The sequence below is a fragment of the Carnobacterium sp. FSL E2-0243 genome (assembly GCF_038003605.1).
GTDB classification, from domain to species: Bacteria; Bacillota; Bacilli; order Lactobacillales; family Carnobacteriaceae; genus Carnobacterium; species Carnobacterium maltaromaticum.
Map to the genome: position 1 here is coordinate 1426786 of NZ_JBBOPM010000001.1, position 15902 is coordinate 1442687.

Sequence of the window (15902 nt, forward strand, 5' to 3'; positions counted from 1 at the left end):
CGTGGATGCTTTTATTTCAACAGTTTCAATCGTCGTATCATCAGCGTTAATTTATGCTGCTCCATTAATTTTTACCGCATTGGGCGGAACATTTTCTGAACGTGGTGGAATTGTTAACGTTGGGCTAGAAGGAATTATGGTCATGGGCGCTTTTTCTTCAATCGTCTTTAACTTAGCTTTTGCGGAGCAACTAGGTTCTTGGACTCCTTGGATTGCATTGCTAGTTGGTGGGGGTATTGGTGTGATTTTCTCTTTAATTCACGCAGTTGCAACTGTCAATTTACGTGCCAATCATATCGTGTCAGGAACGGTTATTAATATGCTGGCACCAGCTTTAGCAGTCTTTTTAACGCGCGTCCTATTTGAGGGCAAGGGTCAAACAGATATTATTCAACAAAATTTTGGGAAAAGTAGCATTCCTTTATTGAAAGATATTCCTATTATTGGGAAAATGTTCTTTACAAATACATCAGCAATGGCTTTTGTTGCGATGTTTGTGGCTATATTAGCATGGTTTTTACTTTTTAAAACACGTTTTGGTTTACGTTTGCGTTCAGTTGGTGAGCATCCGCAAGCAGCAGATACGTTAGGAATTAATGTCTATCTAATGCGCTATGCAGGTGTGATGATTTCTGGATTATTAGGTGGTATTGGTGGAGCTGTTGCAGCCCAATCAATCTCTTTAAATTTCTCGCATTCAACTATTGCAGGTCAAGGTTTTATTGCCTTAGCAGCAATGATTTTTGGGAAATGGAATCCACTCGGCGCAATGGGTGCAGCCATATTCTTTGGTTTTGCTCAAAGTTTAAGTGTGATTGGAAGTTATATCCCATTAATTAAAGATGTTCCGAGTGTTGTGTTACAAACGGCACCTTACATTTTGACAATTATTGTGTTAGTTGGTGTAATCGGGAAGTCAGAAGCTCCAGCGGCTGACGGCGAAACCTATATTAAATCAAAATAACAATAAGAAATCAGCCTTTTGTCCCTTGTGGAGAAAGGCTGATTTTTTGTATAATAAATGAGTCAGCTTTTATATTAGATTAGAAAAATAACGTCGATGAGTATTTCTAATTGTAATCTTTTCCTAATTCACTTATGATAGAGGAATGGAAGTTTTTAATTGCTTAAGGAGGAAAACGATGACAATTCAACTTGAAGAAGGAGTACATTTACATGTAATCCCAACTAAAAAATATAAAACGGTTCGTTTTGTGCTTAAATTCAGAGCGCCAATAGATGCAGAAACGATTACAAAACGTGCTTTATTATCTAGTATTTTAGAAACAAATAGTAAAAAATATCCCACTCAAACACAGCTAAGAAGCGAGTTGGCTAATTTATATGGTGCTAGCTTTGGTCTATCTGTAACGAAAAAAGGGACTCAACATATTTTTACAGCGGGAATGAATTTGGTAAATGAAAAATATTTGTCAGGTGAACCGGCTGTTTTAATGAACGGCATTGCCCTACTTAAAGAAATTTTGTTAAATCCAAATGCAGCAGATGGCAAGTTTGATGAGGCTACATTTCAACGCGAGAAAGAAAATTTATTTGATTATTATGAATCTATTTTTGATGACAAACAGGCCTATGCGAGCTTAGCATTACAAGCTCTTTATTTTGAAAACGAGGATCAAAAAATGCCTAGTATTGGTACAGCTGAAGAGCTAGAAAAAATCACAGCGACTTCTCTATATACCTATTATCAACAACTTATTAAAGAAGATACTATTGATATTTATGTTTTAGGAGATGTAGATGCTCTTGAAATGAAGGCTGCATTTGCAGACTTTAATTTCACTCCGCGCAAAAAAGCAACTGGATCAATTTACTATAAGGAAACTTTGCGAAATAATAGTAAATCTGAAGTAGAAAAGCAAGAGATTACTCAAGCAAAATACAATTTAGCTTATGAGACAAATGGCTATTACTTGGAAAAAGATTATTTTGCTTTGCAAGTGTTTAATGGTTTATTTGGTGGATATCCGCATTCTAAATTATTTATGAATGTTCGTGAAAAAGAAAGTTTGGCTTACTATGCATCTAGCTCACTAGATACTTTTAGAGGAATGATGACAGTTCAAACTGGAATTGAAAGTAATAAAGTTCAACAAGTTTCTGAAATTATTGCGTTACAACTAGCTGAAATGCAAGAAGGAAATTTTTCAGAAGAAGCGATGAATCAAACAAAAGAAATGTTAAAAAATCAAATTTTACAATCAGAAGATAATTCGGGAGCGTTAATTGAACGGATGTATATCTATGATGTTGTCGATAAAAAGTTATCGGTAGAGGAATGGCAAAATGCTGTTGACGCTGTTAAAAAAGAAGAAATCATTGCAGTTGCCAACCAAGTACATTTAAAAGCGACATTCTTTTTAACTGGGGAGGCGTAACATGGAAAAAAAAGAGTATCAACAACTAGACGAAACACTTTATACAGAGACTTTACCAAATGGCTTAAAGGTAACGTTATTACCCAAAAATGAGTTCCATAAAACGTATGCCTTGTTTACGACGAATTATGGATCAATTGATAACCAATTTATCCCACTAGGAAAATCAGAAATGGTTACAGTCCCTGATGGAATTGCTCATTTTTTAGAGCATAAAATGTTTGAAAAAGAAGATGGAGATATTTTTAATACATTTGGGAAGCAGGGAGCTTCTGCTAATGCTTTTACAAGTTTTACTCGGACGAGCTATTTATTTTCTAGTACTAGTCATGTTTTAGAGAATGTAGCAACCTTGTTAGATTTTGTCCAAGAGCCATATTTTACCAAAGAAACGGTTGATAAGGAGAAAGGCATTATCGCTCAAGAAATTCAAATGTATGATGATGAACCAGACTGGCGCTTATTCTTCGGCATCATTGGCAATATGTATCCATTACACCCGCTCCATATTGATATTGCAGGAACTGTTGATAGTATTATGGATATTACTGCTGAAAATCTGTACGAATCTTATGAAACATTTTATCACCCAAGCAATATGAATTTATTAGTTGTTGGTAAAATGGATCCAACTGAGATGATGGAGTGGATTCGTCAAAATCAAGCCAAGAAAGACTTTCCGCAAGCGACTGAAATAGTGCGCCATTTTCCAACTGAAACTGTTAGTGAAATTAAAGCCTTTGATCAGATTGAAATGCCTGTTAATCGTGCGAAAAGCATTGTTGGGGTTAAAGGTGTAGCGCCAGCGCCCGTTGGTAAGGCCGCTTTAGTTTATAAAACCACAATGAATCTTTTATTAAGTTTATTATTTGGTTCAACATCTGAAAATTATTTGCGTTTGTATAACGAAGGAACCATTGATGATAGTTTTTCCTATGAATTTAATTTAGAAAGAACCTTCCATTTTGTCGATGTTGGCGGAGATGCAAAAGATCCGAAGGCTTTAAGTGACGCAGTAAAAGTGATATTAATCAATGCTAAAACAAGCCCTGAATTAACACAAGAAAATCTAGAAATGGTCAAGAAGCGCATGATTGGTAGTGTTTTACAATCACTGAATTCATTAGAATATATTGCGAATCAATACAGCCAGGAGTCTTATGGGGAAGCTAGTTTATTTGATTTGGTCCCAATAATTGAAGCTATTTCATTAACTGAAGTCGTTCAGTTAGCTGAAAACTTCATGGTACCTGAACATATGAGTGTTTTCCATATTGTTCCTAAAGGAGCGAGTAAAGCGTGAAATTTGCTTTAATTATGGGCGCTAGTGGGGATATTGGAGCTGCAATTGCGCAAGATTTAGCCAAAGCTGGCTGGTCATTATATTTGCATTACCATACTGATTTTTCTAGTGTTGAAAAGCAAGTAAAAGCCTATCAAGTACAGTATCCTCAACAAGATTTTTTTACCCTTCAATTGGATATGACCAATGAAACCGAAATTCCGTCTTTTTTAGATTCTATTTTTCAATTAGATGCTTTTATTATTGCTAGCGGCTTTACTCAGTATCAATTACTAACTGATACTGAGTCACAAGTCATGGATCGGATGTGGCAAGTCCATATCAAAACTCCAATTTTATTAGTGCAAAAGTTGCAAAAAAAATTAGCCGCAAGTGCGAATGGACGAGTGATTTTTATTAGTTCTATATATGGCGAGGTAGGTAGTGCCATGGAGGTTCTTTATTCAACGACTAAAGGAGCTCAGCTAGCTTTTGTTAGGTCTTATAGTAAAGAAGTAGCGAGCCTAGGGATTACCGTAAATGCAATCTCACCAGGAGCCATTGCAACTAAGATGAATCAGTCATTTTCTGAAGCTGAATTCAACGCATTAAAAAGTGAAATTCCACTTGGTAGAATGGGTTCAACTGCTGAGATTAGTTTTTGGGTACAACAATTAGTTGAGCCGTTAAGTCAGTATATGACGGGCCAGTCACTAATTGTCAGCGGTGGATGGTTAAAGTAAAGAAAAAATTAATGTTTTGTTATAGATTCCTATGCTATAATAATATGGATATGAGAAATTAATTCTCTAAATAAGAGATCTAGTGGGTGGTTGGTTTATGAATGAAATAGGTGAAAAATTACAAGAAGCTAGAAAAGCAAAGGGATACACATTAGATGATTTGCAACAAATGACTAAAATTCAAAAACGTTATTTAATTGCAATTGAAGAAGGTAATTTTGATGTGATGCCTGGCAAGTTTTATGCCCGTGCTTTTATAAAACAATATGCTGATACTGTTGGGTTAAATGGTGATCAGTTATTGGAACAATACACAGATGCTGTTCCACAAACACATGATGAAGAATATGTTGAGAAAGTCAATACAAACCAAACACGTTCTGAAAATCATGTAACGAATGAATTGGTAGAGAAGATAAAAAATATGCTACCAACGATTTTGATTGTTCTTTTGGTTTTTGCGATTATCGGTGGAATTTGGTATGCGGCAACTAAAACTGGAAATAAAGACGATGGGTCGATTATTTCAAAAGACGCTGACAGTGTATCCATTACAAGTACGAGTGAATCGAAAGAATCAAGCCAAGAAAAAGAAAGTCAATCTTCTAGTTCTAAAGAACCTGAAAAAGAACCAGAAAAACCTAAACAAGCTGTAGCTGTAGCTTCTTCAACGGGTGCTACAACTGAATATACAGTGACAAATGCAACTGAACCTGGGACTATTACATTAACTGCCCAAGGAGGCGCAAGTTGGGTTGGTGTTGAAGTAAACGGAGCTCCTGCAGATCAAAAAACAATGCAGAGTGGTGAGAGTTTAGAAGTTCCATTACCAGCAGGAACAACTTCTGTTTCGGTTAGAATCGGAAATGCTGCTGCGACTAGTATTACCTTAAACGGTGAAGCCGTAGCCTTTGCACCTGAAGCGGCAGGCGTTATTACGCAAAGTTTAACCTTTACGATTACTCCTGTAGTGGCTCAATAAACTAAAATTTCATTAGCCGGTTTGCTGGCTAATGAAATTTTTTTGTTTGAATAAATTTAGTTTGTATCGGAGGTCAAATATGGAAACGTTATTTTTATTTTTAATTATGATTGTTGGCATTATATTTTCTGCAGTTATTAGTAAATATGTACCGAAAATTCCTTTAGCACTGATTCAAATTTCAATTGGGATTTTAATGGTTCTTTTGCCATTAAATCGAGAAGTACATTTTGAACCAGAAATATTTATGGTCTGTGTAATCGCACCTTTAGTTTTTTATGAAGGTCAAAAAGTTTCTAGAAAAGAATTGTGGGAATTAAAAGGTCCGATTTTATTACTCGCATTTGGTTTAGTCTTACTATCAGTGGTATTAGGTGGAATTGTGATTCACTGGTTGATTCCAAGTATGCCTTTAGCGATTTCGTTTGCTTTAGCCGCAATTATTTCACCAACAGATACCGTCGCTTTAAAATCAATAGTGAAAAATGTGAAGCTACCAACTAATATTATGGGCGTCCTAGAAGGTGAGTCGTTAATCAATGACGCAGCAGGTCTAGTATCGTTTAAGGTTGCCTTAGGTGTTGCTTTAACTGGTGTTTTTTCAGTAAAAGAAGCAAGTGTCAGCTTTGTTGTAGCAGCGATTGGTGGGGTTGTTTTAGGAGCCTTTATTGGGGTGATGTTTGTCAAATTGCGCTTACGTTTAAGGAAAATGGGTTTAGAAGAATCTGAATTGCTGATTCTAATCCAACTAGCCACCCCCTTTGTCATCTATATTTTAGCTGAAAAACTGGAATTTTCTGGCATTTTAGCTGTTGTAGCAGCAGGGATTGTTCATGGTTTTGAGCATGATAAATTACAGAAAACTACAACAAAATTAAAATTAGTATCAAACAATGTTTGGTCTACGTTGGTTTATTTCTTGAACAGTTTAGTATTTTTATTGTTAGGTTCAATATTACCCAGTGTGATACAAGAAATTTGGGATGCGGCAGATGTGCACGTTCTGGATTTAGTATTAGCATCTATTTTGATTATCAGCTTTTTAATGTTTTTACGATTTATATGGGTTTATGTCTTATACAATCATTTTGTTGACCCAAATTACGGTAGTTTTGAAGATTATTTAGCTCAATTAGCTGGAAAAAAATCTGTGGAAAAAGAACCGGAAATTTCTCGTTTCAAGTATGCTTTTATCACGACATTGGCAGGTGTTCATGGAACGATTTCATTAGCGACAGCATTATCTATTCCTTTAATTTTAACTAATGGCGAGGCATTTCCGCTGCGAAACGAACTTCTTTTCATTACTGCCTGTGTCATTCTAATCAGTTTAGTCAGTGCAACCATTTTACTACCTTTAATTTTACCTAAAGAGAAGAATGAACTTATGTTGGTTCCAATTTTAAGTGAGGCCAGTGCCTATCAAAAAGTTTTACAGCAAACGATTGTACGCCTTGAACAAAATAGAACCGATGAAAATCATTATGTTCTAAACGAGATTATAATGGAAATTGGCTCTAAATTGACTGAAATAGAAACAGGTTACGTTCGCGATGAAAATCGTAAGATAATTGCTGAAGTCTTAAAAACAGCTCAAAATGAGGAAAGCCGACAAATTAATGAGTTGTTAGAAAATAACGAAATTTCACCTATGGTTCAACGTTTGTATCAAGTTTATTTAGAAAATTCACGACAATTTTCAGAAACAAATTTCTTTAAGAAAGTCTGGTTTCGTTTGAAAATGGGCTTAATGAAAAAACGACTTAAGAAAATGCAAAAAGAAAAATTTACTGAGCAGTTTACTGAGCGTTTTCAAGCTAGATTTCATGAAAATAGTGAACTGATTCAAGAATTTACTCATTCTCAACGTCTAATAACGGAAAGTGTGATTGGAACGATTCAAAAACAAATTACACCAGAAAATCGCAAAGAATCTTTAATTGTAATGGAACGCTATAATAGACGCTTGAAATTAGCAAAATTAAGCTCAGGAATTTCTAAAAATGAAGTCCGAAGTTATGCAAGTTTAGCCTTGCAGCTTGAACGTGAAGAAATTCAGCGATTACTAGATGTTGGAGAAATTGACTATGCAACAGCTAATCAATTAGGAGAACGGGTAACTTACGATGAATTAAGTGAGCTTAGTATTAATTAAGATTCAGTAGAATGAGATTTTTATTGACGAGAGCTTCTCGTTTGGCTATCATGGAGAATGTGTCTGTGATAAAATAAGAGAGTAAGTTGAGCAATTGCCTACTAATAATTGCTCGTTAGAAACGGAGGAAATTAAAAGTGAATTTACCAAATAAATTAACTGTATTACGAATTTTTATGATTCCTATTTTTATGATTGTTGTATTAGGATCATTTGACTGGGGACAAGTAACTTGGTTAGGCAGTACAATCGAGATTACACAATTAGTTGGTGCAATTATTTTCGCTGTAGCTAGCATTACAGATTGGCTTGATGGCAAAATAGCACGAGCAAGAGGACTTGTGACGAATTTTGGGAAATTTGCCGATCCTTTGGCAGATAAAATGTTAGTTGTGACAGCTTTTATCGTTTTGGTTGGACAAGGTGTTGTTCCATCATGGGTAGTGGCCATTATTATTTGTCGCGAATTAGCCGTAACAGGTTTACGTTTATTATTAGTCGGAGATGGAGAAGTTATGTCAGCAGCGATGCCTGGTAAAATTAAAACAGCAACTCAAATGATTGCGATTATTTTATTATTACTAAATAACTTTCCATTTGCAGGAATGAACTTTCCTTTTGCTATGATTATGTTGTATATCTGTTTATTCTTCACGGTCTATTCAGGAATTGATTATTTTGTTAAAAATAAACACGTTTTTTCTGGACCCATGTAAGAAAGTAGTTAAAAGAGTAGTTGGATATTATTCCACTGCTCTTTTTTTTAGTTTTTAAGAACATGCTTGTGTTAAAATAGAGGAGCAGGACAAAGTGAAAGAAGGGGAAAAATGAAAAAAAAGAAAACTTTGTTGTTGGCTTTAGGAATCTTTTTTCTATTTTTAAGTGGGTGTAGCCAAAAAAATGAAGCAACACAAAAAGGAACTAACCAAATAAGTGAAAGCAACATAAAAAATCAAGTTGTAGAGCCAGGTTTTAAACTCTGGGTCATTACAGATATTCACTATATCTCACCTAGTTTATATGATGATGGTGAGAAGTTTAAATTTATTATTCAAACATCGGCAGGCAAAGATATCATCTACCAAGAAGAAACATTAGAAGCCCTCGTGTATAAAGCACAGCGTGAAAAACCCAATGTTTTAGTTGTAAGTGGCGATTTAACTTTGAATGGTGAGAAACAAAGTGCGATAGAATTAGCTGTATATTTTGCTGAAATCGAAAAAACTGGAACAAACGTTTACGTGATTCCAGGAAATCATGATATTAGTGACGGCTGGGCAAAAAAATATCAGGCTGAGAAAGCGGAGGCGACAGATCAAATTTTACCAAAAGATTTCAGCCGGATTTTTCAAGACTTTGGCTATAATGAAGCGATTAGTGTTGATTCAAATTCTCTCAGCTATTTGGTTGCCCCACGAGAAAATTTATGGATTGCCATGATCGATACAAACAAATATAGTTGGCAAGGATCGACTCGAGGTCCAATTACGAGCGGCAGTCTTAGAGATGAGACTTATCAATGGTTACAGGAATGCTTTACATTGGCTGCTGAAAAAGGTGCCAAAGTGATTCCAGTTATCCATCATAATTTATTGGATCATAACCAGTTGGTCAATCAAGGATTTACATTAGATAATGCTGAAGAAATGCAAAAGCTACTTAGTCAAGAAAAGGTATCATTTACTTTATCTGGTCATATTCATGCTCAAGACATTGCTAGTAAGCAGTTGAATGGAGAACCCATTTATGATATTGTCACAGGTTCTTTTTCCATGTTGTCAAATCCAATTGGAGAATTGACTTTTGAAAATGGTCAAATGGAGTACCAACGTATTTCTACAGATGTAGACATCTGGGCCCAAGCAACAAAAAATAAAAATCCCGATTTACTTAATCACAATGAGTATTTAAGGACACTGATGCAAAAAGATGGAGAAGCCTTTGCAATAAGTCAAATCTATGAAGAACAATGGCCAGATAAAAGTCAGGCTGAAAGTATTGGGAAATTTGTTGGTGAAGCCAATATTCGCTTCTTTGGTGGCCAATCTTTTGTTGAAAAAGCAGAAGTGGAAAAAGTCACACGTGAATTGGAACAAAATCCTGCGTACCAAGCATTACAAAAGCAACCGAAAAGTTCTTTAACTAGTTATATTGAGAGCATTTATATTGATCAAGATACCAATAATATCCAATTGAAAATCCCTTTTCAATTTTTAAAATAAAAGTATTTTTTTCAAAGAGTGTAAAGTAAGTAAGAAGAGATGGAGGAAGAGCAATGAAAGCAGAAATTATCGCAGTTGGAACGGAATTATTATTAGGACAAATCGTTAATAGCAATGCGGCTTTTCTTTCACAAGAGTTGGCTGTATTAGGAATTAATGTGTATCATCATGTTGTGGTTGGAGATAATCCTGAGCGGCTAGATCAAGTATTAACAGAAGCTGAAAAACGTAGTGATTTAATTATTCTTTCAGGAGGCTTAGGGCCCACTAAAGATGATATGACGAAACAAACAATCGCAGCGCACTTAAATCGATCACTTATAACAGATGCAGCAACACTAAAAACAATTGTTGAATATCATGAAAAAACGAAACGACCGATGCCTGAAAATAATAAATTGCAAGCTGTTGTAATAGAAGGTTCAACAGTTTTAAAAAATCCAACAGGTTTAGCAGCAGGAATGTTTATAAAAGAGAATGGAAAAATGTATGTATTGCTACCAGGACCACCTAGCGAATTAAAGCCAATGTTTTTACAAGAAGCAAGACCTTTACTATTAGCAAATAGTGATAAACCTGAACTGCTTGTTTCAAGAGTATTGCGCTTTTTTGGTATAGGTGAATCGAAATTAGTTACGATTTTAGATGACTTAATTGAAAATCAAAAAAACCCAACGATTGCTCCCTATGCTGGAGTTCATGAAGTAACTTTGCGTTTAACAGCAAATGGAGGCTCTGAGAAAGCCTGTAATGAACTTCTAGATAGATTGGAAGCAACGATTCAAGAAAGGGTAGGAACGTATTTTTATGGCTATGGAGACGAAACAACATTAGTTGAAGTGGTTGTTGATTTATTAAAAGAAAAAAAATTGAAGATAACAGCTGCAGAAAGTTTAACAGGAGGAGCTTTTCAAAGTTTACTAGCTAGCGTTTCAGGAGTTTCTGCTACCTTTGATGGAGGCGTAGTCACTTATAGCAATGAGAGTAAAACAAAGGTATTAGGCGTATCTTCCGACACAATTAAGCAGTATGGAGTTGTTAGCGAGGCATGCAGTATTGAAATGGCAGAAGGTGTTAAACAGTTATACGGAACAGATATAGCTATTTCTTTTACAGGAGTGGCAGGTCCAGAGACATTAGAAAATCAGCCAGCAGGAACAGTTTGGATTGGATTAGCGGTAACAGGTCAAAAAACAATTGCGAAATGTTTTCATTTTGGTAGGAATCGAAATGGCAATCGCGAACAAGCCGCATTAAGTGGATTAGAAATGGTTCGTCGCATATTAAAAAATATTCCGCTAGATGAAGAGTGAAAATGTTGATTTAATCGAATTTAATTTCATAAAAAAAATTAAAATAAAAATAGACCGAACTTTTGTTCGTTTTTCTCTTGCTTTTTTTTGGCATAACGATTATGATAGTTTTTGTGAAACAAAATAATAAAAGATAAACGTTAAATAAAATAAGAATGGACAGATTTAATGCTAGTTCTTATGAGCCAACTCTTCGAGAAAAAGATAAAAATTCGAGAGGACAAAAAGAGTCCTATCAATTTTTCCTATTTTCTTATCAGAGTTAAAAGGCTCAACAAACTTTTTTATATCAAGGAGGAATTTTAATGGCAGATGATCGCAAACAAGCCCTAGATGCAGCATTGAAAAAAATTGAAAAGAATTTTGGTAAAGGTTCAGTAATGAAGCTTGGCGAAAAAATTGATACTCAAGTTTTAACAATACCTAGTGGGTCTTTAGCCTTGGATGTAGCGTTAGGAGTAGGCGGGTATCCTAAGGGACGGATTATTGAAGTGTACGGTCCTGAAAGTTCAGGTAAAACAACTGTTTCTTTACATGCTGTAGCAGAAGTTCAAAAACAAGGTGGAATTGCTGCCTTTATTGATGCTGAGCATGCGTTAGATCCTAAATATGCTGCAGCATTAGGAGTAAATATTGATGAGTTATTACTATCTCAACCAGATACAGGTGAGCAGGCCTTGGAAATCGCAGATGCGTTGGTTTCTAGTGGTGCTATCGATATTGTGGTGGTTGATTCGGTAGCTGCTTTAGTGCCTAGAGCAGAGATTGAAGGGGAGATGGGCGATAGCCATGTAGGTTTACAAGCTCGTTTAATGTCTCAAGCTTTACGTAAACTGTCAGGTTCTATCAATAAAACCAAAACGATTGCTTTGTTTATTAACCAAATTCGTGAAAAAGTTGGAGTCATGTTTGGAAATCCAGAAGTAACACCGGGTGGTAGAGCGTTGAAATTTTATGCAACTGTTCGTTTGGAAGTTCGTCGAGCGGAACAAATTAAAAATGGCACAGATGTAGTTGGAAATCGCACTAAAATTAAAGTCGTAAAAAATAAAGTTGCGCCACCATTTAAAGTTGCTGAAGTAGATATTATGTACGGGGAAGGTATTTCTCAAGTAGGAGAATTACTGGATATGGGATCAGAAAAAGATATAGTAAATAAAAGTGGTGCTTGGTATTCATATGAAGGTGAACGTATTGGTCAAGGTCGTGAAAATGCGAAGAAATATTTTATGGAAAACCCAGAATTAAGAGTAGAAATTGAACAAAAGGTTCGAGCAGCTTATGGGATTGGTGAAGAAGTTGTTGAAGAAGAAAAAACAGAACCTGTAAAAAATGAAAAAAAAGCGGTTGAAAAAAAAGTTTCTGAGGCTGAATCGATAGCTGTAGATAAAATAGCTAAAGAAAATGAGAATCAAACAGAAATTGTGTTAGATTTACCTGAAATTGACCCAGAAAAATAAAGCTTCGAAAAGTATTTTATTGATGAAATTCAATAAAATACTTTTTTTTTAGATTTTATTCCCATGAAGGTCGTTATTTTTAAAGAATACGTTAGAAATTAAAATTATTTATTAAATTCTATTTTTATTCAAATTTAAGCAATAAGGCTTTTAAAGTAAGGGGTTTCTTTAGAGAAACTTTTTTTTTTTTAGAAATAAAAGGGAGAAAAAAAGAAAAGGTGGTTCAAAACGTGTTAATTCAGTTGACATGTTGGCGATGTACAATTAAAATTAGAGTTGTGTATTACCTTATTTAAATATACGCGGTGACTTTTTTTGAATAAAATTTAAAAAATTTGCCAAAGAAAAAAATAAATGACAATTAAATACATGATACGGAGGTGGAAGAATGAATACTATTATTATCAGTGTAGCCTTCGCTATTGTTGCTTTAGTTGTTGGTCTAATTGTAGGATATATCGTCCGAAAATCAACCCACGAAAAAGAACTGGCTGGTGCTAGAAACACTGCAACTGGAATTTTGGAGGAAGCAAAAAGAGAAGCAGAAACCTTAAAAAAAGAAGCTTTGTTAGAAGCGAAGGATGAAAACCACAGATATCGAACTGAAATTGAAAGTGAGCTAAAAGAGCGCAGAAGCGATATTTTAAAACAAGAAAATCGGTTGGTCCAACGTGAAGAAAACTTAGATCGTAAAGACGATGGATTAGAAAAACGTGAACGTACTCTTGAAGCAAAAGAAGAAAAATTAAGTTCAAGACAACAACTAATTGACGATCAAGAGCAAAAGGTAACGGCATTAGTTGAAGAGCAACAACTTGAATTAGAACGGGTAGCCGCTCTTTCACGAGATGAAGCGAAAGACATGATTATGAAAGAAACAGAAGAAGATCTCTCCCACGAACTAGCAGTTATGGTGAAAGAATCTGAACAGAAAGCAAAAGAAGAAGCAGATCGAAAAGCGAAAAATTTAATTTCATTAGCGATTCAACGTTGTGCGGCTGATCAAGTTTCTGAAACAACGGTATCCGTTGTAACGCTACCAAGTGATGAAATGAAAGGTCGAATTATTGGACGCGAAGGTCGAAATATTCGTACTTTAGAGACTTTAACAGGAATTGATTTGATTATCGATGATACACCTGAAGCAGTTATTTTAAGCGGGTTTGATCCAATTCGTCGCGAAATTGCACGAATGACACTTGAAAAACTGATTCAAGATGGACGAATTCATCCAGCTCGAATAGAAGAAATGGTTGAAAAATCAAGAAAAGAAATGGATGAACGCATTCGTGAAATTGGTGAACAAGCTACGTTTGATGTAGGAGTCCACTCATTACATCCAGATTTAATTAAGATTTTAGGACGTTTACGTTTTAGAACAAGTTATGGTCAAAATGTGTTAAATCATTCTATTGAAGTAGCTAAATTAGCTGGTATTTTAGCAGCTGAATTAGGTGAAGATGTTACTTTAGCTAAACGCGCTGGATTACTTCACGATATTGGGAAAGCATTAGATCATGAAATTGAAGGTTCTCATGTCGAAATTGGAGAAGAAATTGCCATTAAATACAAAGAAAATGCTACCGTAATTAATGCGATTGCTTCTCATCATGGAGACACGGAAGCTACTTCTGTTATTTCTGTCCTAGTTGCTGCAGCCGATGCACTATCTGCTGCTAGACCAGGCGCACGAAGCGAATCTTTAGAAAATTATATTCGCCGTCTAGAAAAACTAGAAGGAATTTCGAATAGCTTTACTGGTGTTGAACGCAGTTTTGCTATCCAAGCAGGACGTGAAGTTCGGATTATGGTACAACCAGAAATTATTGATGACTTAACGGCAATCACACTAGCACGAGATATTCGTAAACGAATTGAAGATGAACTGGATTACCCAGGACATATTAAAGTGACAGTTATTCGTGAGACCCGAGCGGTTGACTACGCGAAATAAAGGAAAGAACAACAAAGAGCATTCTTTGTTGTTCTTTTTTTGTTCATTGGGATATAAAAAGTTTAATCAAGATAAATACATATTATAGTTGTAAGGCGTGGAGTATTTAAGACAAAACCTTTCATTTTTTGTAAATAATTGTTAAAATAGAGAGAATGGACAAATAGAGAAGAGGCAAAAAAATGAGATTATTATTTGTTGGAGATGTAGTAGGTTCGATGGGTCGAGAGATGGTTCATGACTACCTACCTAAATTAAAACGTAAATACCGTCCTCAAGTGACGATTTTAAATGGTGAAAATGCCGCAGCAGGACGTGGAATTACAGAAAAAATATATAAATCTTTTTTACAAGATGGTGTAGATATTGTCACAATGGGGAATCACACATGGGACAATCGAGAAATTTTTGATTTTATTGACGATGCAAAAAAAATGATTCGTCCAGCTAATTATCCTGAAGATACTACGCCAGGTAAAGGCATGGCTTTCATTAAAGTCAATCAACTTGAGTTGGCAGTTATCAATCTTCATGGTCGTGTATTTATGGCTGATTTAGACGATCCTTTTCGAAAAATTGAAGATTTAGTCGATGAAGCAAGACAACGTACACCCCTTATTTTTGTTGATTTCCATGCTGAAACAACAAGTGAAAAACAAGCAATGGGCTGGTTTTTAGATGGTCAGGTTTCAGCTGTAGTTGGAACTCATACCCATGTTCAAACAAGTGATGCGCGAATTTTACCACAAGGTACGGCTTATTTAACAGATGTTGGGATGACTGGACCGTATGATGAAATTTTAGGTATGGCAAAAGAGCAAGTAATCAATCGTTTTTTAACGCAAATGCCAACCCGATTTGAAGTACCAAAAACAGGTCGTAAAACGCTATCAGCTTGTTATATTGAGCTTGATGATAGTACCGGAGCAGCCAAGAAAATTGAACCTATATTAATCAATGAAGACCATCCTTTTGGAGGAGATTTTGAATGAGAGGGACAAATGAATCTTTATTAGATGAGGCAACTAAAGCTCATTTACAGCGTTTAACAGACTTGCTAAAAGAGAATGAACTGATTCAAGATTATCAAATGATTGAAGAAAAAGCTCAAAATCATGCACATTTAAATCAATTAATTGCAGATATTAAAATTAAGCAAAAAGAGGCTGTTGCTTTTAATCATTATGGAAAGCCAGAAGCTGAAAAAATTGCGATTAAAGAAGCGGAAGCTTTTACTAAAGAATTTAATGAACATATGGTTGTAACAAGCTACCAAGATGCTTTAGTGGAAGCCAACGATATCTTACAACATTTAGTAGCGACTGTTCAAGATGAATTAAAAGAGCAGATTAATCAAACCTTAGAAGACAATCGATAGAAAGAGAGGAATGC

Annotated in this window: 13 protein-coding genes; all 13 read left to right on the forward strand. The window is 35.2% G+C overall.

Features of this window, described 5'->3' with window-relative positions:
* Position 1 precedes the first annotated feature (1 nt).
* Complete coding sequence (locus MHI00_RS06665; protein ID WP_010054229.1) at positions 2-964, forward strand: ABC transporter permease; 963 nt, start codon at positions 2-4, stop codon at positions 962-964.
* A 178-nt stretch (positions 965-1142) separates the two neighbouring features.
* Positions 1143-2399: an EF-P 5-aminopentanol modification-associated protein YfmF gene (gene yfmF, locus MHI00_RS06670; protein ID WP_135055496.1), complete on the forward strand. Its 1257-nt coding sequence runs from the start codon at positions 1143-1145 to the stop codon at positions 2397-2399.
* 1 nt (position 2400) lies between these two features.
* Positions 2401-3702 (forward strand): EF-P 5-aminopentanol modification-associated protein YfmH, encoded by a 1302-nt coding sequence (yfmH, locus tag MHI00_RS06675; RefSeq protein WP_010054231.1) that lies wholly within the window; start codon positions 2401-2403, stop codon positions 3700-3702.
* Complete coding sequence (gene ymfI / locus MHI00_RS06680) at positions 3699-4424, forward strand: elongation factor P 5-aminopentanone reductase (protein WP_056999528.1); 726 nt, start codon at positions 3699-3701, stop codon at positions 4422-4424. Before yfmH ends, ymfI begins: the two co-directional genes overlap by 4 nt.
* 97 nt (positions 4425-4521) lie before the next feature.
* Positions 4522-5406, forward strand: a complete 885-nt coding sequence (locus MHI00_RS06685) for a helix-turn-helix domain-containing protein (protein ID WP_010054235.1) — start codon at positions 4522-4524, stop codon at positions 5404-5406.
* A gap of 79 nt (positions 5407-5485) precedes the next feature.
* Entirely contained in the window at positions 5486-7561 is a 2076-nt protein-coding gene (locus MHI00_RS06690) for a Na+/H+ antiporter (protein ID WP_187958626.1), read from the forward strand.
* Between the two features lie 137 nt (positions 7562-7698).
* Positions 7699-8277 (forward strand): CDP-diacylglycerol--glycerol-3-phosphate 3-phosphatidyltransferase, encoded by a 579-nt coding sequence (pgsA, locus tag MHI00_RS06695; RefSeq protein ID WP_010054237.1) that lies wholly within the window; start codon positions 7699-7701, stop codon positions 8275-8277.
* Positions 8278-8388: 111 nt separating this feature from the next.
* Positions 8389-9783, forward strand: a complete 1395-nt coding sequence (locus MHI00_RS06700) for a metallophosphoesterase (protein ID WP_341112178.1) — start codon at positions 8389-8391, stop codon at positions 9781-9783.
* A 53-nt stretch (positions 9784-9836) separates the two neighbouring features.
* Entirely contained in the window at positions 9837-11096 is a 1260-nt protein-coding gene (locus tag MHI00_RS06705) for a competence/damage-inducible protein A (protein ID WP_332589220.1), read from the forward strand.
* Between the two features lie 305 nt (positions 11097-11401).
* Positions 11402-12556 carry a recombinase RecA gene (recA, locus tag MHI00_RS06710; RefSeq protein ID WP_015076688.1) on the forward strand — a complete coding sequence of 385 codons (1155 nt, stop codon included), beginning with the start codon at positions 11402-11404 and terminating at the stop codon, positions 12554-12556.
* Between the two features lie 388 nt (positions 12557-12944).
* Positions 12945-14510 carry a ribonuclease Y gene (gene rny, locus MHI00_RS06715; RefSeq protein WP_010054241.1) on the forward strand — a complete coding sequence of 522 codons (1566 nt, stop codon included), beginning with the start codon at positions 12945-12947 and terminating at the stop codon, positions 14508-14510.
* A gap of 182 nt (positions 14511-14692) precedes the next feature.
* Complete coding sequence (locus tag MHI00_RS06720) at positions 14693-15502, forward strand: TIGR00282 family metallophosphoesterase (RefSeq protein WP_010054242.1); 810 nt, start codon at positions 14693-14695, stop codon at positions 15500-15502.
* Complete coding sequence (locus MHI00_RS06725) at positions 15499-15888, forward strand: RicAFT regulatory complex protein RicA family protein (protein WP_010054244.1); 390 nt, start codon at positions 15499-15501, stop codon at positions 15886-15888. The genes MHI00_RS06720 and MHI00_RS06725 overlap by 4 nt, the downstream gene beginning before the upstream one ends.
* Positions 15889-15902 lie beyond the last annotated feature (14 nt).

Excerpts from the sequence above, each read along its gene's own strand:
- yfmF (WP_135055496.1), top strand. The coding sequence starts at position 1,143 with ATGACAATTCAACTTGAAGAAGGAGTACATTTACATGTAATCCCAACT.
- MHI00_RS06685 (WP_010054235.1), top strand. The coding sequence starts at position 4,522 with ATGAATGAAATAGGTGAAAAATTACAAGAAGCTAGAAAAGCAAAGGGA.
- recA (WP_015076688.1), top strand. The coding sequence starts at position 11,402 with ATGGCAGATGATCGCAAACAAGCCCTAGATGCAGCATTGAAAAAAATT.
- MHI00_RS06705 (WP_332589220.1), top strand. The coding sequence starts at position 9,837 with ATGAAAGCAGAAATTATCGCAGTTGGAACGGAATTATTATTAGGACAA.
- MHI00_RS06700 (WP_341112178.1), top strand. The coding sequence starts at position 8,389 with ATGAAAAAAAAGAAAACTTTGTTGTTGGCTTTAGGAATCTTTTTTCTA.
- MHI00_RS06725 (WP_010054244.1), top strand. The coding sequence starts at position 15,499 with ATGAGAGGGACAAATGAATCTTTATTAGATGAGGCAACTAAAGCTCAT.
- yfmH (WP_010054231.1), top strand. The coding sequence starts at position 2,401 with ATGGAAAAAAAAGAGTATCAACAACTAGACGAAACACTTTATACAGAG.
- rny (WP_010054241.1), top strand. The coding sequence starts at position 12,945 with ATGAATACTATTATTATCAGTGTAGCCTTCGCTATTGTTGCTTTAGTT.
- MHI00_RS06690 (WP_187958626.1), top strand. The coding sequence starts at position 5,486 with ATGGAAACGTTATTTTTATTTTTAATTATGATTGTTGGCATTATATTT.
- MHI00_RS06720 (WP_010054242.1), top strand. The coding sequence starts at position 14,693 with ATGAGATTATTATTTGTTGGAGATGTAGTAGGTTCGATGGGTCGAGAG.